The organism is Rickettsia tamurae, assembly GCF_000751075.1.
Lineage (GTDB): Bacteria > Pseudomonadota > Alphaproteobacteria > Rickettsiales > Rickettsiaceae > Rickettsia > Rickettsia tamurae.
This window is the reverse complement of sequence record NZ_CCMG01000014.1, coordinates 33,069-57,258: the sequence shown is the minus strand read 5'-3', so window position 1 is coordinate 57,258 and position 24,190 is coordinate 33,069. Positions and strand designations below refer to the sequence as shown.

Sequence of the window (24,190 nt, the reverse complement as noted above, 5' to 3'; positions counted from 1 at the left end):
ATGCAACAACATTTATGCATTATCAGAATTTTTATTTTCATCGGCATCATTTAATGCTTGCTCAAATTCTGTATTTGTCTCTCCATCAATATTTTTCGTTTTAGAGAATTTTTTAGCTTGTTTTAATTTAGAAACATTTTTAGAAGTTAAAGCCTTATCTGTATGCTCCTGCATAGCCCCCATATCAACTCCTGAAGCTTTCATTGATTCTTCAAGTCCTTGTAATGCCGCATCTGCAAATAAACTACAATAAAGTCTTATTGACCTTATAGAATCATCATTACCCGGAATCGGATAATCCACATTATCAGGATTAGAATTAGTATCGACTACTGCAACTATAGGAACATTAAGCTTTACCGCTTCATTAATTGCGATATGCTCTTTATTAGTGTCAATAACTACTAGAAGATCAGGTTTAGAATTAAGATTTCTAATACCGGCAAGAGATAGAAGTAACTTATCTTTCCTACGGCTCATATCGAGTATCTCTTTCTTAGTATAACCCATAAGGGCTTCTTCGCTTTCTAAGGTTTTTTCTAACTTATTTAGTTTTTCTATTGAACCCGCAATAGTTTTCCAGTTAGTTAGCATACCGCCAAGCCATCTATGATTTACGTAATACTGCCCGCATTTCTCGGCATATTCCGCTATAATATCACTTGCCTGTATTTTAGTACTTACAAATAATATTTTACCGTCTTTTTTTACGGTTTCATATATTGCATTCAAAGCAACGCTCATTAAAGCGGCACTTTGTCTTAAATCGATTATATGAACATCATCACGTTCACCATATATATAAGATGCCATTTTAGGATTCCAGCGTGAGGTCTTGTGACCGAAATGCACGCCCGCATCTAATAATTCTTTAATGTTAACAGATGGTATTTTTGACATTTTTAAATTCTCCTAATTGTTAGTTTATACCTCCGTAAGACTGTCATACCGTGGCTTGTCCACGGTATCCAGATAAATAACTAGAAATACTAATGTATTTTTAACTGGATGCCGTGGACAAGCCACGGCATGACATACATGAACTAACATATATCTTACGTGTGAATTTTTTGCTTACAAAGTGTCATACCGTAGCGGTGTTGTTGAGTGGACTGGGAAACCCATTCGGTGTCATACCGTGGCTTGTCCACGGGATCCAAAAAACAACTAAAAATACTAACAATATTAGTATTTTTAACTGGATCCCGCGATCAAGTCGCGTGGATGACAACGGAAAAACGATCTACGTAGCAACGCCTTCTCGCAATGACGACTTACAAGCCTACAGATTATATACGCATATTGCGCAATTTACAAGCTTTTATTCTTTTCGCCAAATAGTAGTACCGTCAGGTTTATCTTCTAGAATTATCTGTTGTTCTAATAGACGGCTTCGAATTTGATCGGCTAATAACCAATTTTTTTGTTTTTTTGCTTCTAAACGTTTATTTACAAGTTCATTTATATAGAGTTCATCCACACCGCTATTAAACCACTCGTGTGAAGTCTTATTCATTAAACCAATAAAATTAGCACAAGTAATAAGAGCAGAGGCATTAAGCTGCCTTCCTTCTTCAGTTGTAGAAGTAAATACCCCTTTAGCGTAGTCATTAATTATTTTTATGGCAAGCGGCGTATTCATATCATCAAGTAAGCTTTGCATGAAATTATGAGGTAAATCTATTTTCTGCACATTAATATTTTCTATAGCTCTATACCAATAATCTAAAGTTTTCTTAGCATCTTCTATAGCTTTATCATTATAATCAAGGGGACGTCTATAATGACTACTTAATAAAAATAACCTTACTACTTCTCCTTGAATTTGTTTATCCATTAAATCCCTTACGGTAATAAAATTACCAAGAGATTTACTCATTTTCTCACCATTAACCGTTAAAAAACCGTTATGTATCCAGTATTTAGCATAGGTAGAACTTGGAAAAGCACATCTACTTTGAGCAATCTCATTGGTATGATGCGGAAAGATTAAATCTGCTCCGCCTCCGTGAATATCAAAATTCTCACCTAAATATTTGTAGCTCATGGCTGAACATTCAATATGCCATCCCGGGCGACCAAGTCCCCAAGGGCTTTCAAAATTCATATTTGCCGATTCATTTTGCTTTGCCGGTTTCCATAATACAAAATCCTGTGGATTTTTTTTGGTTTTACTATTTTCTACACGTACTCCCTCAAACATTTCTTCTAAATTTCGGTTAGATAATTCCGTATAATTTGGAGCTGATAAAACATCAAAATAAACATGATTATCAGCAATATATGCGTGATCTTTTGTTATTAAGCGTTCTATTATTTCGATCATTACATCAATATGCTCTGTAGCTTTCGGCTCAATACTCGGTAGCATGCAACCTAAATATGCCATATTTGTATGAAACTCTTGCGTAACTTTATCAGTCAACTCATTAATAGTAATACCAAGTAGTTCAGCTCTATCAATAATTTTATCGTCAACATCGGTAATATTGCGTACATACTTTACTGCTCTACTGCCGAATATTTTTATAACTATACGATAAAGTAAATCATATACTACTACCGACCTACTATTGCCTATATGAGGATTATCATAAACAGTCGGTCCACATACATACATTTTTACGTTAGCCTGATCTTGAGGATTAAAAACCTCTTTAGTACGGCTAAGAGTGTTATATAAGTGAAATTGAATTTGCATATTTTATTTACCAAAAACTGAAATACATTCCTTTCAAAAATAGTATTACATACTCCTTTTGAAAAAAGTTTAAAATTCGGAGTATACATTAGCGTGCGATATATTAAACACATTTTGGCTAAATTCTTATTAATTAATAAAAATTAATGATTAATAGTTTACATAAATTAACAAACATTATATGATCCGCCTCGTTTATATTTAAAAAATAATAACTAATCGAGGTTTGAATGAATTTACAAAATTCCCACTTAAAAAAATATGTTTTAACTTTTTTCATATCAACATGTTTGTTGACTAGTAGCTTTTTAAGTACAAGTGCTAGAGCGGCAAGCTTCAAAGATTTAGTTAGTAAAACACCGGCATGGGAAAAGCACAATTCAAAACAGCAACAAAATATTTGGAAAGATTTTACTCCAAATGAAAAAATCAAAAAATGGCAAGAAGCAGATTTAGTTCCTAGTTTTACTCAAGCACAAGATGATCTAGGAATAAAGTATAAGGAAACAGATTTATCAAGCTTTTTAGATAATACTAGATATAAAGCAAGACAAGCAAGAGCTGAAATTTTATTATACATCGAAAGAGTAAAACAACAGGATTTTGATACAAAAAAACAAGAATATATTAATCAAGGTGTAGTTCCTACAGATATAGAAGCAGCAACAAATCTTGGAATAAGTTATGACCCTAGCAAAATAGACAATAATGTAGAAAAAGATCAAAAGGTACGTCATGCAGAAAAAGACAAAAAAGCGGTAATCGATCTATATATCAGCTCAATAAACAGAGATATTAAATACAAACATTATGTTGATAATAATATTATCCCTGAAATGAAAGAAGTAAGGACTGCTCTTAACATGAATAAAGATGATGCAGAATCTTTTGTTGTGTCAATAAGAACTGAAATTATGGAAAACGCAAAGGGACAATATATAGCGGATAGCCATATTCCTATAGAAAAAGAGTTAACAAATAGGTTTGGTATATCTCGTGATGATAATAGAGACGGCTATATTAAGTCAATAAGACTTAAAGTTATGGACAAAGAAAAGCCACAATATATAGCTGACAATAGTATTCCTACAGAAAAAGAGCTAGAGCAGAAATTCGGTGCTAATAAAGGTGAGGCAACAAACTATATCGCATCAATAGCAACTCAGATGATGCTTAATAAAAAAGCATATTATATAGATAATAATATTATCCCTACAGTTGCAGAATTAAAGGAAGAATTTAAGATAGGGACAATAAAAGCAAATTCTTATATACAGCAAATAACAGCCGGAATAAATGCAAACCAGCTTTTAAACAACAATGATACTACTAAACCGTCTGCCGGACACTCTCAAAAAAAGAGCGGGACCAAAAGTGATAATTGGTATATGCCAAATCAAGGTACAAATAATACAGAAACACCTTCGTGGATTTCTACGGGTAGAGAAGAGAAACAACCATATTTTTTTGATCCTATAAGTACTTTTAAAACTCACTTTAATACTAAAAAAAGTAAGGGTAATTTAACGCAGTCTCAACACAATATAAATAGAATAATACAACAAGAAGAAAATATTGAAGAATTTACAAATCTTATTAAAACAGATCCTATAGCAGCATTAAATCTTAAAGTAGATAGTAGTTATAAAAAAGAAGCAGTAACTACTATTTTAAGTGATTTTAATGATGATACTATTCAAAGGGTATTATTTAGCAACGATAAGGGACAATTAGATTTCAATACCAATATTGACGTTAAAAATAGACCTATTCTAAAAAAATTATTAGAAAATAGTTCTTCTGAAGAAAAAACTAAATTTGCTGAAGGAATTAAAGACTATGCGACACGAAATATATCTAATAGTCAATTTGAAGAAAAGGCACGATTAGATCTTATCAAACTAGCAACAAGTAAAGATAAGAGTGCAGTAGAAAACTTTTTAGCTCTGCAATTAGAGTTAAAAAACAGAATGCAACCATATATTGTAAAAAGCGTCTATATTTTAACACCGGAAATAGTAGAAAAAATAAATATAGAACTAAAAAATAAAGGGCTAATAATAAATAGTTTAACTAAAGACTATATGATTAAACTAGCCAAAGAAGTAAATAAACAAACATTAAATTCAGTAATTAAAGTAATATTATCCGATAGTAACGTACTAAGCAATGAAACCAATAAAATTTTAGGGTTAGCAGTAGGTAATAACGCAAATAATTTAGAACAAACACAAAGTGGCATTCCGAATCCGCCACCTCTACCGCTAAATGGGAGTATGCAACCCCCACCACCTCCCTTAAATTCTCAAGGCTTTAGTAGCAACTCTAACAATTTTGATTTAAATAAGTTACAAGCAGAATATCCTCACATACATTCATTATATACTCAGTTTACTCGTAATACTACTGTTCAATCAAAAGTGTCACTTCAACCTACAACTTCCAGTGCAACCAGCACAGAAAGAAGCAAGCCAGAGACAGCTTATGCAAAACTATATGCAGAATATAGAGCTGAGACAGGAGGTAAAAAAGCTGATGATTTACAGGACCAGCTTATAAAAAGACGAGCTGATCTTACAAATGTTATACGTCAAATATTAACAGAATCATACGCCAACCAAGGAGCTGACGAGAAAACTCTTGTAAATTTATTTAGCATTTCAACCCCTGAAATCGAAGAAAAAGCTAAAGAAGCTTTTAACAAACTTGTTCAAGACCCGTATATACAAGATATAACCGTAAATGGTAAGAAAGCAACAACAAGCGAAGAAATAATTAAAAATCTTTTCAATGAAGACACTGATAATGCAGTAAACCGTATTTTGTTATCGTCATGTAAAATATCTGAAGAATTAAAGAGACCTATTAAACTTGAATTAAATAAATCAGAATTGATTAGAGAGTTAAATAGCAAACAAACTCCGTTTGAAAAATTAAAATTTGCCTATACTAATGCAAAAAACTTCGATCAAGATATATTTGGCAATAGCGTCGAAGAGTTAATTAACGACCCTAATATATTAACTATAACACAACAAGCTACTTTTTTAATAACAGAAGATACAAACTTAAGAAAAACAATTAATGCTGATCAAGCACAGGCTAAACTTGATGATTTAAGAACAGCTATTTTAAGCACAATAAAATTTGAAGAATTAATTACAGCAAATTTATCTCAAAATGAGTTTATTGATATAGTAAAGGAAAAAGAACCCGAATTATTAAAAGAGTTTTTAAAAGCTACTACTATCAAACTAGAAGGTAATAATAATTTAGATCAATTAAGATTAGCTTTGCCTTCATTTACAGACATGAGCAATGAACAAGTAAGAATTCTTGCTAATAAATTAAATATGCCTATAATATTAAAAGCTCTTAAAGAGTACTCGCAAGAAAAATACTCGCAAGAAAAAGCTAAAAAACACACCCATACCGGAAACATGCCACCACCACCGCCACCGCCACCGCCACCGCCTGGTTCAAAAAATTTGGAATTAGCTTATCTAACAAATTTAGGGATTACTAAAGATTGGATAAGTAGAATTACTAAATTAAATGCAAGTACATCTACTTTTAAAACAACTCCAAAAACTTATAACTTTAGCTCCGATATAGCTGTAAGATATCAAGAATTTGCTTTATTAGGACAAAAATCAGTAGGACATAAAGCAAAATACTCTGATGCCAATTTGTTTAAAAAAGCTATAGCGGAATCAGTAGCATTTGAGCATTCAAAAAATTTATCTAAAGTTCATCAAAATAATAAGTATTTTGCAAAAATTCAAGAAGCAGTCGACACTATGCACTCTAGCTTTATAGGTCCTAGAACTGAAATAGGACAAAAAATACATAATATTTATACTTCTAAACTTTTGGAATTAACAAAAGATAAAGAATTTATTAAATATGTTGAAGATGATATTATACTTAACAAAAAATTAACGGAGGCGTTTACTTCCGCTGACTCTGATTTTATAGGTCCTAGAACTGAAATAGGACAAGAAGTACATAATATTTATACACAGCAATTGACAAAATATCCAGAAGAAGCGGTAAAAGAGGCATTTAATACTGCTAACTCTGATTTTATAGGTCCTAGAACTGAAATAGGGCAAGAAGTACATAATATTTATAAATCCAAACTTTTAGAGTTAGCAAAAAATAAAGAATTGTTTCTATTTGTTGAACAATTACTAGCAGAGTCTGCTGAACTAGAACAAAAATATGGTAGTAATGTTCAATCAGAAAATAATAACCAGGAAAAGAAACTAGGACATTTAGATCCGAAACAATTACGATTATTACAACCAAAAAAAACAGATGCAAATGACGAATCCTCAACAAAGGATGATACACAACCTGAAGATAGCAATAAAAAGTCAGAGAAACCTGATTCAAAAACTGCTTTATCACCGAGGTTATTGAGTTCTAACGATAGCAAAAATGATAAATCATCAGATGACAAAAAATCACTTCTAGCATTAAGATCTAGTGATGAAGACGATAAAGGATATGAAACTGATAAAGAAGAATTAGAAGAAAGCAATAGCACCACTAACGAAGAATTAAAAAAAGATATAGCTTTAGAAAGCGAAGATGAAGCTATCGATGTGTCATTCAAAACTGAAGCAATTGCAGAACAAGATGAGGCTATCGATGTGTCATTCAAAACTGAAGCAATTGCAGAACAAGATGAGGCAACACAGAGACAACAGGTATCTGATGACACCAGTAGGAAAGTAGCAATATTAGTTAAGGCGACTTCAACTCTTCACAAACCTGTTCATTATAATATTTTAAGTGATAGATTAAAGGTTGCTGCAATAGGGGCTGGTGATGAAGAAGCTAGTATAAACAGAGGAGTATGGATTAGCGGCTTATACGGCATCAACAAACAAGAAACTTGGAAAAATATTCCAAAATATCAAGGTCGTACAACCGGCGTAACTATCGGGGCCGATGCTGAATTCATCAATAGCCATGATGTTATAGGAATAGCTTATAGCCGTTTGGAATCCCAAATTAAATATAATAAAAAACTAGGAAAAACAGCAGTTAACGGTCATCTTTTAAGCATTTACGGTCTAAAAGAACTAATTAAAGGTTTCTCGTTGCAGACTATAACATCTTACGGTCATAATTATATTAAGAATAAATCTAAAAGTATTAATAATATAATTGGAAAATATCAAAACAATAATTTAAGTTTTCAAACTTCATTAAATTATAAATATCGTACAAAATACGATTTACATTTTATTCCTAATATCGGTTTTAAATATGATTATTCAAGAGCTAGCAACTATAAAGAATATAATGTAGATATAGAAAATCTGATGATTCGAAAGAAATCAAATCAATTATTTGAAAGTAGCCTTGGCGGTAAAATAGTGTTTAAGCCTATAACGACCACAAGTAATATAGTATTAACACCAAGTTTGTACGGTAATATTGAGCGCCACTTCAATAATAAAAATACAAAAGTTAATGCAAAAGCGACTTTTAAAGGACAAACATTACAAGAAACAATTATTATACCAAAACAACCTAAGCTTGGATATAATATCGGTAGTAATATACTTATGAGCAGAAAGAATATAAATGTTCTACTTGAGTATAATTATTATACTCATAGAAAATATCAAAGCCATCAAGGACTTGTTAAACTAAAAATCAATTTGTAAAAATAAATAGAGGATAGGGTTTTTTGAGAATCTTATCCTTATTTATCAAATCTCTTGATAGATAAGCGTATTAACCAAACTGCCAAATAGAATATCGGTGTACTAAATACGGTAAAAAATAGTTTAAATGAATAGCTATTAAGTACAAGATGACCTAATTGGTCAAAAGGAAAAATATTAAATAAGCTCATAATCCTAATTACAATAAAAGTATCGATAAATAAAGAAATTGCCGTACTAAAATTGTTTCTTACCCATAAATATTTACCTTTAGTAATTTTACGTATCCATAAATAGATATTAATATCAACAAGTTGAGCTATATAACAGGCAAAAGTTGATGCTAAAAAGATATATGGTATAAACCAAAGACTTTATGAAAAGTTATGTTATCAACATTAGACCAATTAGTAGCTTCCAATTTATCCATAAGACTTATTATTAAAACTACTACTATATTAAAAATAATAGCAAGCTTTACACAAAAATTGGCTCTTTCTTTACCGTAAAACTCAGCTATTAAATCCGTTAATAAAAAAGTTAACGGGTAAAAAATTGCTCCTATAGATAATTCAAGAATATAAAAATTAAAAATATTAAGGTAAACAAATTTTTGATATATTAAGTTTCCTACTATAATAAGGACTGTAAAAAACGTACATAAAATGATATAAATTTTTTCTTTTATATTAAATTCTATAGACATTTTTAAAATTATTTTAGGTGCAAAAATATTGCTGTACTCTAATAATATATATTGGGAGTTCTGAAAACTATACTAAATTCTCTGATGTCATTCCGTTGATCCATAGGTGTTGTTGCATGAATCCTGTTATGTCATTCCCGCAGAAGCGGGAATCCAGTACTTTTATCTGTCACCCCGTGGTCAAACCACGGGGTGACACAGTGTATTTTACCGATCCACACAACAATGCAAACAAAGGTAGACAATGACAAGTATTAGAGATATTACTAAGATAAAGCTGTAACTATTTAGCTATAGGTAAACTATTTTCTGCTTGATTTTCTTCAATTTCATTAATCTTAGAAACTAAATCAGATTTCTTTTTTGAGGAAAGGTTAGCAAGTACTATTGCGTTTATTAAAAATAATGTTGTAAGTATTATAGTGCTTTTAGTAAGAAAATTACCGACTGTTCTAGCACTGACTACTCCCATATTATTACCACCACTTATACTACTAATTCCATCCGATCCGCTACGCTGCATCAGAATAACTATAATTAGCAATATTGCAATAGTAATATGTACAAAAAGAAGGATGTCTATCATATAATAAAATAATCGTTACCGTATTTTAAATGTAAATCATACATTAGTTTTATATTATTTGCAACTTAGCTTTATAAAATAAACGTAATACTATAATAGTATCTGACAGAAACTAGACTAAAATTAGCATATGAGCTTTTCAAGAAAGGTTAAAAACTCACAAAGCTTAGGATGTGTGGTGGTGCTACTAGGGGGAATTGAACCCCCGGCCTCTTCATTACCAATGAAGTGCTCCACCCCTGAGCTATAGTAGCAAGATTATTTCAAACTCTTTTTGCCATATATTTGTTATTAAATCAAGAAGAATTTTGGAAATTCGTTTACTATTTACAAAAAAGCTCTTATTCTAGCTCTTCATTCGCTCCACTTATATGTACCTCATCATAAGATGCTACTGTAGTTTCATTAGCATGCATCCCAAATTCTTTCTGTAAATAATCACTTAAAATCTTTAGTGTTTTTTCTTTGGTTTGGCATGCTAATATCATTTTATTATCTTGTACTAACTTTTGTAATTGGGCTATCTCTTTTGCAGAAGCAGGTCTCATTTCTAAAGATCCGCTTTCTTCTTGCTGTAGTCGGTCAGTCGTTACAGTCGTAGTAACTCTATGGCACGTACCGAATAAGTCTATATATATCCTTGAAATTGCCTCGTTACTAGTTATTTTTTCAACAGTTTTGGAGTGACTCTATCCTGTGAGATACTAGCAAAAACTAATCCTTTTTTAGTTATTTTGTGTTCGTAAGCATTGCCATAGTAAGAACTCTTAGGTGTCAAGACTACAATTTTATCATTAAATTCAACTAGGTTTGCAGGTTTTGTAATTTTTTTCATATTTTATCTAAACTTCTATTTTTGTAAAAAGATACGGCAATCAATGCAAAAATACAGCTTAATATGACATAATAAACTGCCGAGGTTACATGCCCTGTTTTTTGTACTAAATATTCAAAGACAAGAGGCGTAGTACCGCCAAAAATACTTGTAGCAGTATTATATGAAATAGAGAGAGCAGTGTTACGTATATTTGTAGGATAAAATTCTGCTTGTAATGCCGGTTCAGGACCGATATAGCTAGCGGCAAGTATAGCGAGTATAAATTGTGAGATAATTACGCTTGTGAAGTCCCCGTTCTCAAAATTATTAAGTAAAAACGGCGTTGTTACAATAATTATTATCAGATTAATTACGAAAATTTTCCTGCGACCTATAATATCGGATAGATAACCGCTTAATAAAGTTACGGCTATCATAATCACGTAACACACGCTAGCGAGGCTATTTACCTCATTTTCAGTAAAGTTGCGGCTGATTTTTAAAAACGATACCAAGTAAATTGTAGTTAGATAGAATATTATCGAACCGGGAGCATTGATAAAAATCGAGATTAATATATCAAACCAATGATTGGTAATGACTTTTTTTAACGGTGATTGTAAAATCTTTTTCTGCTCTCTTAGATTTTTAAAATTCGGTGTTTCGTGTGTATTTTTTTTAATATAAAATGCTGCAAAAAGAATAAAAAAACCAAGTAAAAAAGGTATTCTCCAGCCAAAACTATCAAATTGTGAAGCTGTTAGAATATTCTTGACTATATAAGAAACAAAAGAACCAAGCAATAAACCGGAGCATATACTAGACATTGAAATACTACCGGTGAAGCCTCGGTGTTTATGGCTAGTATGCTCAATAACAAAGGAAATAGAGCCGGTCAAAGCTCCTCCCATTGATAATCCTTGTAGAATTCGTACACAAATCATTAATATAGTCGCAGTTATACCGATAGTATGGTAAGTTGGTAATATTCCTATTAATACGGTTGGGGCAGACATGCAAAATAACGCACTAGTTAAGGCTACTTTGCGTCCAAATCTATCACCGATAACACCAAAAAATATGCCACCCAACGGTCTTGCCAAATAACCTATAGCAAAGACTAAAAAAGCTTGCAGTAAAGAAGTATTAGCATCATCATTCGGGAAAAATTTTGCTCCTATTATGGGTGCAAAATAACCGAATAATACATAATCATACCATTCAAAAGTGTTAGCGATACCGCTTGAAAATACTAGCTTACTGCGATTCATGTTTTCTACTCATAGCTTTTTTTTCGGAGTATATTATAAATAAGGTGGCAGGAATTATTATTACTGCTCCATAAAGTGTGCTTTTATCGGGAAACTCGTTAAATATGAAATATGCCGCTATTGCCGAAATCACCAGCTCTAAATATCTATAAGGAGCGGTAGCGGTTGCATCTACCATGGAAAAAGCTTTAAGTAGGAAGAATAATATTAAGCTTCCGCTACTACCGAGTACAAACAATAAAGCTAATTCAAAACTACTAGGGGTTAGCCAATACTGCGATGCTACAGGTAGCGACACTATAGCAGTTACTATTGCCGAATAAAACAGCATGCTAATCATCGATTCTTTTATTACGAATTTTTTATTAATAATGTCAAGCATAGCAAATGAACTAGCCGCTAATACAAAATACAAAATTTCGGGGTTAAAATCCTCGGCATGCGGTTTAAGCGTAACAACAAGCCCTATAAATCCTACTACGGTAACTACCCATCTTTGCCAAATAATATTTTCGTTCAGAAAAAATACGGCAAGTATTAAAGTAAATAAAGGAATAGAAAAACTTACAACGGTTGCAGTAGTAACGGGAGCTATAGTCAGACCGTAAGTCCAAGAAGTCATGCCGAAAAATAATAATAACCCTCTTAATATATGTACAAAAGGACGACTTGTTTTTAAGGTATTTTTACCGTAATAAACAACAAAAGGTAGTAAAACTATGCTACTGAAAAAGAAGCGGAAAAAAGCTACTTCAAAGCTATGTAAACGAGTCCCAAGATATTTAGACATTACATCATTGGCACTACTACTTACTAAACTAAGTAAAAACCAACCTATACCGGTTAAATATGTTTTTAATGCATCATTCATTAATATGCTCCAATAATTTCTATAATTTTACTTAAATGTCTTGACTTTTAGCATAAAAGAATTCTATCTTTTATGACAATGGTATAAATATATAAACAAAAACTTTGTATAATAATACGGTAATCAATTTTAAGCAAGTAAAGGTTATAATTATATGTTAAGAATAGTGAAAAAATTAGGGATAATTTTGTTTGTGTCCAGCATAAGTATTAATAGTTTTGCTAAAAGCATGTATGATGATGTAGATTCTGCTCCTGACTATGATAGTACACCGTATTACGAAAATGAAGGAAGTTTAGTTTTCAAGATGCGTCTAGGTGGTGTTTTTTCAAGTACTACGCAAAAAGGATTACCTACTCCTACCTCTCCTCAACCTGTTTCAGTAGGAGAAGTTGCAAAAAACGGTTATGGAGGTGATGCGTCCACTACTATATTCTTTAATAATTATTTAGCTACTGAATTATCGCTTGGCTTTAATGTTTTACGCACTAAATATACATCCCTTGCAGCCGTTGCTCATAATTATGGCGTTGATAATGTCAAACTAGGAAAAAACAAACCTATTTATATGATTCCTGCAACAGTTACCGGACAATTTCATATAGCTCCTTACGGTGGAATAAGACCGTATATAGGTATAGGTTATCACGGTTCTTATATGCTTACGCAAGCTACCGGTCTTAAAATTAAAAACGGACACGGTGCCGTAGGACAAATAGGTGTAGATTTTTATGCTAAAGATGATACTTTAATCAATATTGACGTAAGACAATTTTTCTTAAATCCTAAACTTGAGTATAAACCGAATTTAGTAGGTAATAAAACCGTGACCTCTAAAGTTAAACTTAATCCTTTAATAGTTTCCGTAGGTATAGGATTTACTTTTTAAAAATCTCTCGTCATTGCGAAGAGACATTGTTGTATGGATAACTGAGCCGTCATTGCAAGGAAATTACGAAGTAATTGACGAAGCAATCTCAGGAGTTTATTATTATTTCATGAGATTGCCACGCAGCCTACGGCTGCTCGCAATGACGTTTCCAAATTATTAAATAAATTCACCTATGTCCCTACAAATTATCCAGTTATTATACTTAGTTGCGGCTGTTTGCTTTATTCTATCACTCAAATTCTTATCCTCACAAAAGCAAGCACGTTTAGGCAGTACCATAGGTATTTTGGGGATGGTGATAGCAGTCGGCGTTACTTTTTTCCTCCCAGATTTTACTCATAAATTACCCATTGTAGCAACTATATTATTAGGCGGTATAATCGGAGGGATTATTGCACTTAAAATCTCCATGACGGCAATGCCTCAATTAGTTGCTGGATTTCACTCTTTCGTTGGTCTTGCTGCGGTATTTGTAGCTTACGCTACGATACTTGCTCCTGAAAATTTTTCTATAGGAATAGCAGGAAGTTTACCTATTAATTCGCTAATAGAAATATCACTTGGAGTTTCTATAGGGGCATTAACTTTTAGCGGCTCGGTAATAGCTTTCCTAAAACTACAAGGCTTAATGAAAAGTAACCCACTAAAATTCTACGGTCAGCAATATATATGCCTATTAACAGCAATAATATTAGTTCTTCTGATAATATTATTTATTCGTTCAGAAAATATATTTTTATTTAATCTAATAGTTTTTTTATCGCTGTTAATCGGAGTATTACTAATAATACCGGTAGGCGGTGCAGATATGCCGGTTATAGTATCGATGCTAAACTCATATTCAGGCTTTGCAGCAGCAGGTATCGGCTTTACGCTTAGTAATAGCCTACTTATTATTACCGGGGCATTGGTCGGCAGTAGCGGAGCTATACTTAGCTATATAATGTGCAAAGCGATGAATCGCTCATTAATTAAGGTTATTTTTGGGGCGTTTTTGCCTGCACCTACTGGAATTAACAAGGATATAGACGACGATAAAATAGCAAAAACAAGCTGTCCTGAAGATGCGGCACATTTACTACTTAATGCATCGTCGGTGATAATTGTCCCTGGTTACGGTATGGCAGTAGCCCAGTCTCAGCATATAATAAAAGAGATGGTTGATATATTAGAACGTTCAGATATTAATGTACGTTTTGCCGTACATCCGGTAGCCGGTAGAATGCCTGGACATATGAATGTTTTACTTGCAGAAGCTAATATAGATTATGAGAAAGTACTTGAGCTTGAAGAAATTAATAGAGATTTCGTTACCACTGATGTAGTGCTTGTGATTGGGGCAAATGACGTAACTAATCCTGCTGCTAAAAATGATCCGAATAGTCCAATTTACGGCATGCCGGTACTCGATGTCGAAAAAGCACGTACGATTTTGTTTATTAAACGCTCTATGGCATCAGGATATGCAGGTATAGAAAATGAGCTATTTTATCACGATAATACTTTTATGTTATTCGGCGATGCTAAGAAAGTAGTTGAGGAGATAGTTAAGTTTCTAAATGAAGATTGACTTAAATAACTCTATTTGTTATAATTTCTTAAATTAAGCCAAAAAACAATTATCATGAATTCGCAAAAAACATTACCGCTTCTGCCAAAAGCCACGGCTATGTGGTTAATTGAAAATACTTCTTTAACTTTTAAACAAATTGCCGATTTTTGCGGTATTCATGAATTTGAAATAAAAGGCATGGCTGACGATGAAGTAGCACAATCTATAAAAGGTTTAAATCCAATTGTAAACGGTCAGTTAACTTTAGAGGAAATTGAGCGTTGCAGTAAAGATCCTAATGCTAATTTACAAATTTCATATAGCCCTGCTGATGAATTGATGAAAAATCAGAAAAAACAGCGTGCTAAATACACTCCTATAGCAAGACGTCAAGATAAACCGGATGCTATATATTGGTTATTGTCTAATTATCCGAACATCCAAGACCATCAAATAATTAAATTAATAGGTACTACTAAAACTACTATAGATGCTATTAGAACCCGTAGCCATTGGAATATGAATTCTATTCGTCCTCGTGATCCCGTGTTACTGGGGATCTGTAGTCAAATAGACCTGAATAAAATAGTAGAAAGCCTAAAGCCTCCACAAAATCCTACAAAAGAATCATAAAATTATACTAACTTCTATCCTGCGAAAAGCTTGCTTACGTGAGTTATTTTTTGATTGTTATCCGCCTTAATCAGCGTTATTGCGTAGCTCGTTTATGTCATTCCATATAGTCGGAACATTGCTGGATGGACCGGTAAAATCCACTGTGTCAAGCCACGGAATGACAACAGATGCGTTTTTCAATCCACACGGACAATGCTTTTCTCGCAAACGGATTTTTTTATGGATTAGAAAAGTGATTATTGCCTAATAAGTCGTTTATCGCTAGGTAAAGTATAACTTTTATCGGTAGAACGATAGGGACAAATATCAATTCCTCCACGCCTAGTATATACTATATAAATAGAAAGAAAATCAGGATTTATAGCGTTTTTAATGTCTGTAAAAATACGCTCGGCACACTGCTCTGCAAACTCATTACAATTTCTAAAAGATATTAGATATTTCAGGAAAGAATCATGTTTTAACTTTTTTCCTTTATATTTTATAACGATTGTACCCCAATCCGGTTGACCTGTTACTAAGCAATTTGATTTTAGTAAATTAGAATTAATCTCTTCTTCTACTAAAACATCTTCATACTCAATTAAACTATTATCGGGTGGACCGTAATTATTGCATACTATATCTAAATCATCGACATTTTTACCACTTGGAACACCAAATTCTATTTTTGTATTTATAGGAAATATACGTCCTGTTACTTTAGCGTGTGTAACATTACTTAGATCCTGTAAGATAATTCTTTCTAGTTCTTCTACTGATTCAACAACAAAGTTATTAAAAGAATTTAGATATAATTTAAATGATTTTGATTCTACTATATTTTCAGAATCCGTCGGTATATAAAAAGTGCCTACTCCAACCCATGGCTTACCGTTCTTATTAAGGCAAGATAGTTCATATGTATTCCAAACATCTACCCCGTAAAACGGAAGATTATTACTATTTATTCCAAGTTCGTTTCGATTATTTATACGTGGAATTTTAAATAATAAAGTCGCATCATAACTATCTTTATAAGTACTTTTTTTACCAAGTAAAGAAGTCGATAAAGGCATTAATTATACTCCTTGTGCTAAAATTTCTTTTTGTTGTAATTCATCATATTCTTTTAGCATATAACCGCGTCCCCATACTGTGTCGATATAATCTCTACCGCCGGCAGCATCACTTAACTTTTTACGAAGTTTACAAATAAATACGTCAATAATTTTCATTTCCGGTTCGTCAACACTACTATATAAGTGATTTAAGAACATTTCTTTAGTTAAGATAGTTCCTCTTCGGAGTATTAATAGCTCTAAAATAGCATATTCTTTGTTCGTCAAATGTACTTTTTTGCCGTCAACTTCTACACTTCTAGTATCTAGGTTTACGCTAACCTTATCAAACCTAAATACTGATGCTGCATGCCCTTTAGAACGTCTAACTATAGCTTTAATTCTAGCAATTAATTCCTCTCTTACAAACGGTTTGGTTAGATAATCATCGGCTCCGGAAGAGAAACCGGTAATTTTTTGATCGGTATCCGTTAAGCTAGATAAAATTAAGATTGGAGTTTTTATTTTGGCAGCACGCAATCTTAGTAATATCTCAAAACCATTAATATCCGGTAACATAAGGTCTAAAATCACTAGATCATAACCACCGACTTTACCAAGTCTTAAACCTTCCACACCAACTGAAGCTTTATCGCAAACTATCCCTTCTGAAGCTAAAGTTAGCTCAATTAAGTTAGCCATTTCCGGCTCGTCTTCAATTAACAAAACTCTCATTATTTTTCTCCATAAAATTCAATTTTTATATTGTGCTATAATTTAATTACAGTTAATTATTGTTAACTAAATTATAATTTTTTATCTAGTGCTTTATACATTTATTAATAACATAAGTAAAGAATATTTAATCAAATTGGTAAAATATTTACTATTAAGCTCTATCTGTGATTTAAAAACCATGGCGTTTAAAACGAAATTTATTAAATAATTAAATGATTTTCTTAGTTTTGATGCTCCGACATTTTCTTATGATATAAGGCACCAAAATCTATAGGATCAATCATTAAAGGCTGGAATCCTGCATCTTGAGTACAGCTAGCTATAATTTTTCTAGCAAATGGAAATATCATTGCCGGACAATGAACGGATAATAAAATCGGATGTTGTTCAGAATCAATATTAATTAAATTAAATACTCCGGCATATTTTAATTCTATCTGAAATAATTTATATTTCTCATTTCTTGCAATTGCTTCGATATTTAACTCTACTTCATAGAAATTTTCTTCCGATAAATTAGTAATATTTATATCTAGAGATAAATCAATTTGAGGGCGTTGATCCAAAGACGCAAGAGAAGACGGGGCAGAAGGGTTCTCAAGAGATAAATCTTTTACATACTGTGCATTAACGGAAATATGCGGCATTGCCTCATTAGTATCGGTGTTTATTGTACTCATAAAAATCCTTATTAAAAATTTAATATAATTTTTTAGAGCCTGTTCACGATTTTATTTTGATTGATAATTAAACAGGTTTTTAAGCGAAAATTAATAAGATTTTTGTAGGAATAGTATTCTTATTTCAAAAAATCTTATAATTTGCAGCTAAAAAGATTTTAATTAGCTTTAAAATTAAGATCGCGAACAGGCTCTTACATAAAAAAGTTATGTTAACGGTAAAGTTACGCCTACTTGTTTCATATATTTTCCTTGTCGATCGGCATATGAAGTATCACAAATTTGATCACTTTTTAAAAATAAAAACTGACAAGCTCCTTCATTTGCATATATTTTAGCAGGTAATGGAGTAGTATTAGAAAACTCTAAAGTTACATGTCCTTCCCACTCCGGTTCTAACGGAGTCACATTTACTATTATACCGCATCTCGCATAAGTGGACTTGCCGACACAAATAACTAATACATCACGCGGTATTTTAAAATATTCTATAGTTCTGCCAAGGGCAAAACTATTAGGTGGAATAATACACACATCTACCTCTCTATCAACTAAATTATATTCACTGAAATTTTTTGGATCAACCGTAGTAGAATTTATATTGGTGAATATTTTAAATTCATTAGATACTCTAGCATCATAGCCGTAAGAAGATAAACCGTAAGAAATAATCTTTTCTTTATTATGAACTCTTACCTGCTTTTCCGCAAAGGGCCTTATCATACTTTGATTTATAACAGCTTCTTTTATCCACTTATCTGACATTATAGCCATAATCAAAACTTAATTTAATTAATAAACTAATGATTATAACTCATAATCATTTACAATACAAAATTTTTCTTTAAAACTATAAGTCTGAGACTACTTGAATAATGATAGTGATAATAATACAACATTATATACTTTAAATTATTACAAATTAAAATAGTTTTTTATTGTCAATTCTGAAAAGTATTATTATATTCTAACATAGTTGATTTATATTTATTAATACTAAAAATTTATTTTGTATTAGTAAATTTTATTATTTAAGTTTATAGGGACTTTATTAAAGTGAAAAAATTATTATTAGCTGCAAGTATTATTTGCCTTGCATCGGCTGGTCTTGCCGAAGAAAATCCAACACCTGTTATTTCTAATTCTGATACTGAAATAAAATTAGAGGGATTCTATTTATTTGAAAGCGGTTATATTAAACAGGATCATTTAATTTTATTTGATAAAAATGTAACTGATAACAGGAAAAAGCTAGGGTTTTACACGGAAGCAGCGTTTGCGGCAACTATTGCTAAAACTATCAATGATGTAATAGCAGGTGCTAAAATAGTGCTTCAGCCTACTACAAGAGCAAAAACCTCTGCAAGTTATAACGGATCACATATCTTTATTGAAACTAGTTACGGTAAAGTAGAATTAGGCTCTCCTGTCGATGCAAGTGCTAAGTTGCGTGTTGCCGGCTCTCAAGTAACCGCAGGTACCGGAGGATGGTGTAGATATGCTCTACTTGACGGTCAGTATATGAGATATAAAGGTTTAAAACCGGATTTTGATACTAGTGCTAGCTTTTATCTTGAATCATACTCAAACTCTTTTGATCAAATCAATGAAAAAACTGAAAAAGCTAGAAGACTCAACTTTTTCACGCCTAAAATGAAAGGCTTCCAAACTGGTATCTCTTATACTCCGGACACTGCTAATACAGGCGGTAATAAAGATATAAATAATTTAACGCTTGAAAGTTCAGGAAGAAACGGGATGAGTGTTTCTAAAACTGGAATAAAAACGGTTACCTTAGGAAACGGCGAAACTATGACTATAAATCAGAATATTCGAGATGCTTTTTCTGCCGGCTTAACTTATGAACATGAAATTAGTGAAGATGCAGACTTAAAATTATCCGTTACTGGAGAATACGGTAAACCTGCTCGTCGTCTTATTCATGCTAAAAGAGAAGGAACTACAATCCAAGTGCTTAATACTTATAAGCTTTCTAATTTAAAAGCATATAATCTTGGAGCTGTATTTACTTACGGTAATTTCTCTTGTGGGGCTTCTTACGGTAATTTAGGTAAAAGCTTAACCGCTAAGGAATATTATAAAGTCGGTCGTGATACCTATTATTACAATGGAGCAGTTGCTTATGGACAAGGACCTATAAAAACAAGTCTTGAATATCTTAAAACTTCAAAATATAAAAACACCGTTGATGCTGTAAGCCTCGCTACTGAATATAAGATCATGCCTGGTTTATTACCATATGCTGAAATTTCTCATTTCCAAGCTAAAGGTAAACCTGTATATTACCCTGAAGCACCTAGTAAAACAACACGAGGTACTGTTGCTCTTATAGGTACAAAACTTAAGTTTTAATTATTTACAAATTAATTACTATTATAATCAAGGCTTAGAGCAATCTTATGCCTTGATTATTTCATTTTTTTAATTAAACTATCAATAAATTTTATAGTTCCATCGTTGCAATAGTCTTGTCTTCTGTTAAATCTTTAAACCATTCTACTAGCTTACAGCTCTCTAATTCTTGTCAAATTATACTTAGCTTTGTACTTCATTTACTTAAAAAGCTGCAGTCAAGATGAATTTAAAGTTGAGCCTACACAGCATAAATTACATAAGTATCGGCGAATCATGAAAAATTTGTACTATACTGCCTATTAATTAAATGAAATTATATATTTTACTTTTTTATTTTTAGATATTGACTTTCTTTAATTACCATATATTGTGATGCAATCAAACCATAATATATGGTAATCATGCGATATATGATTCTTATTATTTTAAAACAGGAGTAACACTATGAATCATGCTCAATTTACAAGCTCAGGATATTCCTTTGTAAATGGATTAAAAGCAGTTACAAGATATGCAACCGCTTCTAAATTATTATTTAAAGATGCATATAATTTTGTTTCTAGTTCCAACTTAAAAAAATATTTACAATATTACATGCTTTAAATATTCAGAAAGTCTATACAAAAGGCGGGGATTTTGAGGCAGCATTGAAGTTTTTTAATATGAAACAGGATAATTCTCTAAAGATAAAGATAGATGTAACTCAGAACATCGAAAAACCAGCATCAGAGGACAATGAAAATCTTTTCTCTCCTATATTAAGTGTATTTAAAAACATGATGGAAACAAGTAACATTATAGATAAATATATTACTGCAATCCCTCATTTAATGAGTATAGGTTTTACCTTAAAAAAAATTTCAAGCCCCAACCACGTTATAAGCAAATTTGATGCAATAAAAGGTACCAGCACTTATGGCTGCTGCTACCGCTATCGGAAAACCTTTAATAGATACAATTAGAGAGGATTGTTCTACTATAATTCAATTTTTCAAAGATAGTAATAAGTTATTAACTGGTGTTTATAACCTTTTCGGTAATAATAATGAAGATTTTACATATTATCAGTTAGAGGAAGGTCATCATGATGATCAGGTTGATGTTATAGGAGTAGGAGATAGTAACATCTATTAATTTAAATAGGTAAGATGAATTTAAAAGCCTATAAAAACTTTTAATAATAGAACGGTACAAGCGAATTTATAAATAATTCGCTTGTATCAAACCATATAAAATATGCTATTTTTTTGTATACACTCAATCTTTATTATAATTATGATGAAAATCTATTATTTTTTGGGAAGCCCATAGGAGGTAATTTACCGGTACTACCTCTTTTTCCTAAAAATGCAACAATGTTTTTCTCAAGTTTGACTTTTCCATTGTTATTCCAACCTAATCCGTCTTCTTTATTGAATATTTTAATATCTAGAAGTTTTGCATTCTTAAATTTTTGCAGCGTTACACCTTGCCCTTTTTTCATTTCAGGTATTTCATCTATATTAAATACCAGTAATTTACGACTTTCACCGGTACAAGCAATACTATCCCCGTTTACAGGTAAACAAGCTATACATGCATGACCATCCGGTACATTCATAATTTGCTTTCCTGTTTTTGTTTGAGCCATTACTTCGTTTGAATTAACCAAAAATCCCTTACCTACACTACTTGCGAGTAATAAAAGCTGATCAGGTTTATAGATTAAAATATTTGTAATATCGTTATTGCCTATATCCACAAGTAGCTTTATAGATTCTCCTGTTCCTTTACCTTTGGAAATATTATCGGCAAGCAAAGTAAAAAACCTGCCTTCTGAACTAACTATTAATATTTTATCAGTCGTGTAAGCTTCTAAAATAAATTTTTCTGAATCACCTTCTTTATATTTGATAGTCGATAAATCGGTGTTATGACCTTTTAACGAACGCACCCACCCCATTTTTGAACAAATAATAGTAATCGGTTCTTTAGTAATAAACGCCGTTATATCAACTACTTGATTCGTAAGCGTTACTTCTTCAAAACTTGTACGTCTAGCTCCTATTACCGTATTTAATCCGAATTTTGTTTGTACTGCTTTTATTTCCTTTTTTACTACTTTCCATAATTCTTTTGGATTATTTAAAATCTCTTCTAATATAGCTTGCTGCTTCTGCAAATTACCATGCTCATTAATAATTTCCTGCTCTTCAAGTTTACGAAGTGAGCGAAGACGGGTATTTAATATCGCTTCTACCTGTATTTCGGTTAGCTTGAACCGCTCCATCATTATCGCTTTCGGTTCATCTTCTTCACGAATGATTTTAATTATCTCATCAAGATTTAGATAAGCTATTCTCAGACCTTCTAGAATTTCTAAACGATGTTTGATTTTGTTTAAAAGATAAGTTGCCCTCCGAGTAACAATATTTTGTCTGTGAGCTAAAAACTCTTGTAAAACCTCTAAAATATTCATTACTCTCGGCACGTTATTACTGCCGATCACATTCATATTTAACTGAATGCGGCTTTCTAAATTCGTTAGCTTGAATAGAGATTCCATAACTATTTGTGGATCACAACTACGATCTCTAGGCTCGATAATTAATCTAATAATATCGGTTGATTCATCTCTAATATTGCTAACAAGCGGGATTTTTTTATCCTTTAGTAATATCGCTATTTGTTCTATAAGTTTTGATTTCTGAACCTGATAAGGTATCTCGGTTACGACTATCTGATATGTACCGTAACTTAGCTCCTCTTTTTCCCATCTGCTTCTTACTCTAAGACTACCGCGTCCAGTAGTATATGCAGCATTAATAACTTCAGCTTTATCAATAATTATGCCGCCGGTTGGAAAATCAGGACCTTTAATGAAATTCATTATATCGTTAATTTCAGCTTTCGGGTGGTCGATTAAATGCACCAAAGCATCGCATAACTCATGTAAATTATGCGGCGGTATATTGGTTGCCATACCGACTGCTATCCCTTCAGAACCATTAGCTAGTAAATTCGGAAAACTTGCCGGCATTATTACCGGTTCTAAATCGGAATCATCATAAGTAGGGCGGAAATCTACCGTATCTTTATCGATGTCTATCATTAATAAAGTACATATTTCCGTCATACGTGATTCGGTATAACGCATAGCCGCTGCATTATCACCGTCGATAGAGCCGAAATTGCCCTGCCCGTCAATTAAAGGATAACGTAATGAAAAGTGCTGAGCAAGGCGTACCAAAGTATCATACACTGCTACATCACCGTGCGGGTGATATTTACCGATCACGTCACCAACCACCCTTGCACATTTCTTATAACCGGAATTCGGCTCAAGCCTTAGCTGTAGCATTGCGTATAATAACCTACGATGTACAGGCTTGAGTCCATCACGTACGTCAGGAAGCGAACGTGACATAATCGTTGACAACGCATAAGCAAGATAACGCTCCGATAATGCATTACCAAAGTCAATATTTTCTATTTTAGCTTCTTTCATAAGTTATTTAATATTTGTTGATGTTGAAGGGCTTTTTATTTATTGTCATCGTCATTGCAAGCAATCGTTGTTGCATGGATCAGTTTCACCACTATCATCCCGCGACTTGATCGCGGGATCTAGTAAAAATACTAATATCATTAGTATTTTTTA

Annotated in this window: 20 protein-coding genes, 1 tRNA gene and 1 pseudogene; 9 read left to right on the top strand and 13 right to left on the bottom strand. The window is 32.2% G+C overall.

Features of this window, described 5'->3' with window-relative positions; all coding sequences use genetic code 11:
* Window positions 1-12: 12 nt before the first annotated feature.
* On the bottom strand, window positions 13-900 hold the full coding sequence (gene rpsB / locus MB29_RS04915; protein ID WP_032139298.1) for a 30S ribosomal protein S2: 888 nt from the start codon (window positions 898-900) through the stop codon (window positions 13-15).
* A 207-nt stretch (window positions 901-1,107) separates the two neighbouring features.
* On the opposite strand from rpsB, the gene MB29_RS14475 reads away from it, so the two are divergent.
* Window positions 1,108-1,251: a hypothetical protein gene (locus MB29_RS14475; protein WP_233418964.1), complete on the top strand. Its 144-nt coding sequence runs from the start codon at window positions 1,108-1,110 to the stop codon at window positions 1,249-1,251.
* 70 nt (window positions 1,252-1,321) lie between these two features.
* Here the strand turns inward: MB29_RS14475 and cysS are convergent, their stop codons facing one another.
* Complete coding sequence (cysS, locus tag MB29_RS04910) at window positions 1,322-2,701, bottom strand: cysteine--tRNA ligase (protein ID WP_032139297.1); 1,380 nt, start codon at window positions 2,699-2,701, stop codon at window positions 1,322-1,324.
* A 230-nt stretch (window positions 2,702-2,931) separates the two neighbouring features.
* On the opposite strand from cysS, the gene MB29_RS04905 reads away from it, so the two are divergent.
* A complete protein-coding gene (locus MB29_RS04905) occupies window positions 2,932-8,385 on the top strand; it encodes an autotransporter domain-containing protein (RefSeq protein ID WP_032139296.1) in 5,454 nt (1,817 codons plus the stop codon).
* 38 nt (window positions 8,386-8,423) lie between these two features.
* On the opposite strand, the pseudogene MB29_RS08580 reads toward MB29_RS04905, so the two are convergent.
* Window positions 8,424-9,091, bottom strand: a pseudogene (locus tag MB29_RS08580) (queuosine precursor transporter).
* 116 nt (window positions 9,092-9,207) lie between these two features.
* On the opposite strand from MB29_RS08580, the gene MB29_RS13465 reads away from it, so the two are divergent.
* Window positions 9,208-9,339: a hypothetical protein gene (locus MB29_RS13465; protein ID WP_267881746.1), complete on the top strand. Its 132-nt coding sequence runs from the start codon at window positions 9,208-9,210 to the stop codon at window positions 9,337-9,339.
* Between the two features lie 35 nt (window positions 9,340-9,374).
* Here the strand turns inward: MB29_RS13465 and secG are convergent, their stop codons facing one another.
* The 5 genes from secG to MB29_RS04875 form a co-directional block, all read right to left on the bottom strand.
* Window positions 9,375-9,677: a preprotein translocase subunit SecG gene (gene secG, locus MB29_RS04895; protein ID WP_032139295.1), complete on the bottom strand. Its 303-nt coding sequence runs from the start codon at window positions 9,675-9,677 to the stop codon at window positions 9,375-9,377.
* A 179-nt stretch (window positions 9,678-9,856) separates the two neighbouring features.
* Window positions 9,857-9,931, bottom strand: a tRNA-Thr gene (locus MB29_RS04890).
* Window positions 9,932-10,018: 87 nt separating this feature from the next.
* The gene (locus tag MB29_RS04885; protein WP_032139294.1) at window positions 10,019-10,225 is read right to left on the bottom strand and encodes a hypothetical protein; all 207 of its coding nucleotides are present in this window, start codon (window positions 10,223-10,225) and stop codon (window positions 10,019-10,021) included.
* Window positions 10,226-10,508: 283 nt separating this feature from the next.
* Window positions 10,509-11,765: an MFS transporter gene (locus tag MB29_RS04880; protein WP_032139293.1), complete on the bottom strand. Its 1,257-nt coding sequence runs from the start codon at window positions 11,763-11,765 to the stop codon at window positions 10,509-10,511.
* Entirely contained in the window at window positions 11,752-12,636 is an 885-nt protein-coding gene (locus MB29_RS04875) for a DMT family transporter (RefSeq protein WP_032139292.1), read from the bottom strand. The genes MB29_RS04880 and MB29_RS04875 overlap by 14 nt, the downstream gene beginning before the upstream one ends.
* Before the next feature lie 154 nt (window positions 12,637-12,790).
* On the opposite strand from MB29_RS04875, the gene MB29_RS04870 reads away from it, so the two are divergent.
* The 3 genes from MB29_RS04870 (at window position 12,791) to MB29_RS04860 (ending at window position 15,713) form a co-directional block, all read left to right on the top strand.
* Window positions 12,791-13,525 (top strand): OmpW family outer membrane protein, encoded by a 735-nt coding sequence (locus MB29_RS04870; RefSeq protein WP_032139291.1) that lies wholly within the window; start codon window positions 12,791-12,793, stop codon window positions 13,523-13,525.
* Between the two features lie 175 nt (window positions 13,526-13,700).
* The gene (locus tag MB29_RS04865) at window positions 13,701-15,098 is read left to right on the top strand and encodes an NAD(P)(+) transhydrogenase (Re/Si-specific) subunit beta (RefSeq protein ID WP_032139290.1); all 1,398 of its coding nucleotides are present in this window, start codon (window positions 13,701-13,703) and stop codon (window positions 15,096-15,098) included.
* 54 nt (window positions 15,099-15,152) lie between these two features.
* The gene (locus MB29_RS04860) at window positions 15,153-15,713 is read left to right on the top strand and encodes a cell cycle transcriptional regulator TrcR (RefSeq protein WP_032139289.1); all 561 of its coding nucleotides are present in this window, start codon (window positions 15,153-15,155) and stop codon (window positions 15,711-15,713) included.
* A gap of 239 nt (window positions 15,714-15,952) precedes the next feature.
* Here the strand turns inward: MB29_RS04860 and queF are convergent, their stop codons facing one another.
* The 4 genes from queF to dcd all read right to left on the bottom strand — a co-directional run bounded on the left by queF (window position 15,953) and on the right by dcd (window position 18,948).
* Window positions 15,953-16,774, bottom strand: a complete 822-nt coding sequence (gene queF / locus MB29_RS04855) for an NADPH-dependent 7-cyano-7-deazaguanine reductase QueF (RefSeq protein ID WP_032139288.1) — start codon at window positions 16,772-16,774, stop codon at window positions 15,953-15,955.
* 3 nt (window positions 16,775-16,777) lie between these two features.
* Window positions 16,778-17,491, bottom strand: coding sequence for a response regulator transcription factor CtrA (ctrA, locus tag MB29_RS04850; RefSeq protein ID WP_032139287.1), 714 nt, complete (start codon window positions 17,489-17,491; stop codon window positions 16,778-16,780).
* A gap of 224 nt (window positions 17,492-17,715) precedes the next feature.
* Window positions 17,716-18,174 carry a protein-export chaperone SecB gene (gene secB, locus MB29_RS04845; RefSeq protein WP_032139286.1) on the bottom strand — a complete coding sequence of 153 codons (459 nt, stop codon included), beginning with the start codon at window positions 18,172-18,174 and terminating at the stop codon, window positions 17,716-17,718.
* 207 nt (window positions 18,175-18,381) lie between these two features.
* Entirely contained in the window at window positions 18,382-18,948 is a 567-nt protein-coding gene (dcd, locus tag MB29_RS04840; protein ID WP_010420471.1) for a dCTP deaminase, read from the bottom strand.
* 282 nt (window positions 18,949-19,230) lie between these two features.
* Between dcd and MB29_RS04835 the strand changes: the two genes are divergently transcribed.
* From MB29_RS04835 to MB29_RS12870, 3 genes are all read left to right on the top strand, one after another.
* Entirely contained in the window at window positions 19,231-20,547 is a 1,317-nt protein-coding gene (locus MB29_RS04835) for a porin (protein ID WP_032139285.1), read from the top strand.
* A gap of 447 nt (window positions 20,548-20,994) precedes the next feature.
* Window positions 20,995-21,153, top strand: a complete 159-nt coding sequence (locus MB29_RS11650) for a hypothetical protein (RefSeq protein ID WP_192810783.1) — start codon at window positions 20,995-20,997, stop codon at window positions 21,151-21,153.
* A gap of 312 nt (window positions 21,154-21,465) precedes the next feature.
* A complete protein-coding gene (locus tag MB29_RS12870; RefSeq protein ID WP_233418954.1) occupies window positions 21,466-21,684 on the top strand; it encodes a hypothetical protein in 219 nt (72 codons plus the stop codon).
* 139 nt (window positions 21,685-21,823) lie between these two features.
* On the opposite strand, the gene parC is transcribed toward MB29_RS12870, so the two are convergent.
* A complete protein-coding gene (gene parC / locus MB29_RS04825; protein WP_032139284.1) occupies window positions 21,824-24,037 on the bottom strand; it encodes a DNA topoisomerase IV subunit A in 2,214 nt (737 codons plus the stop codon).
* Window positions 24,038-24,190 lie beyond the last annotated feature (153 nt).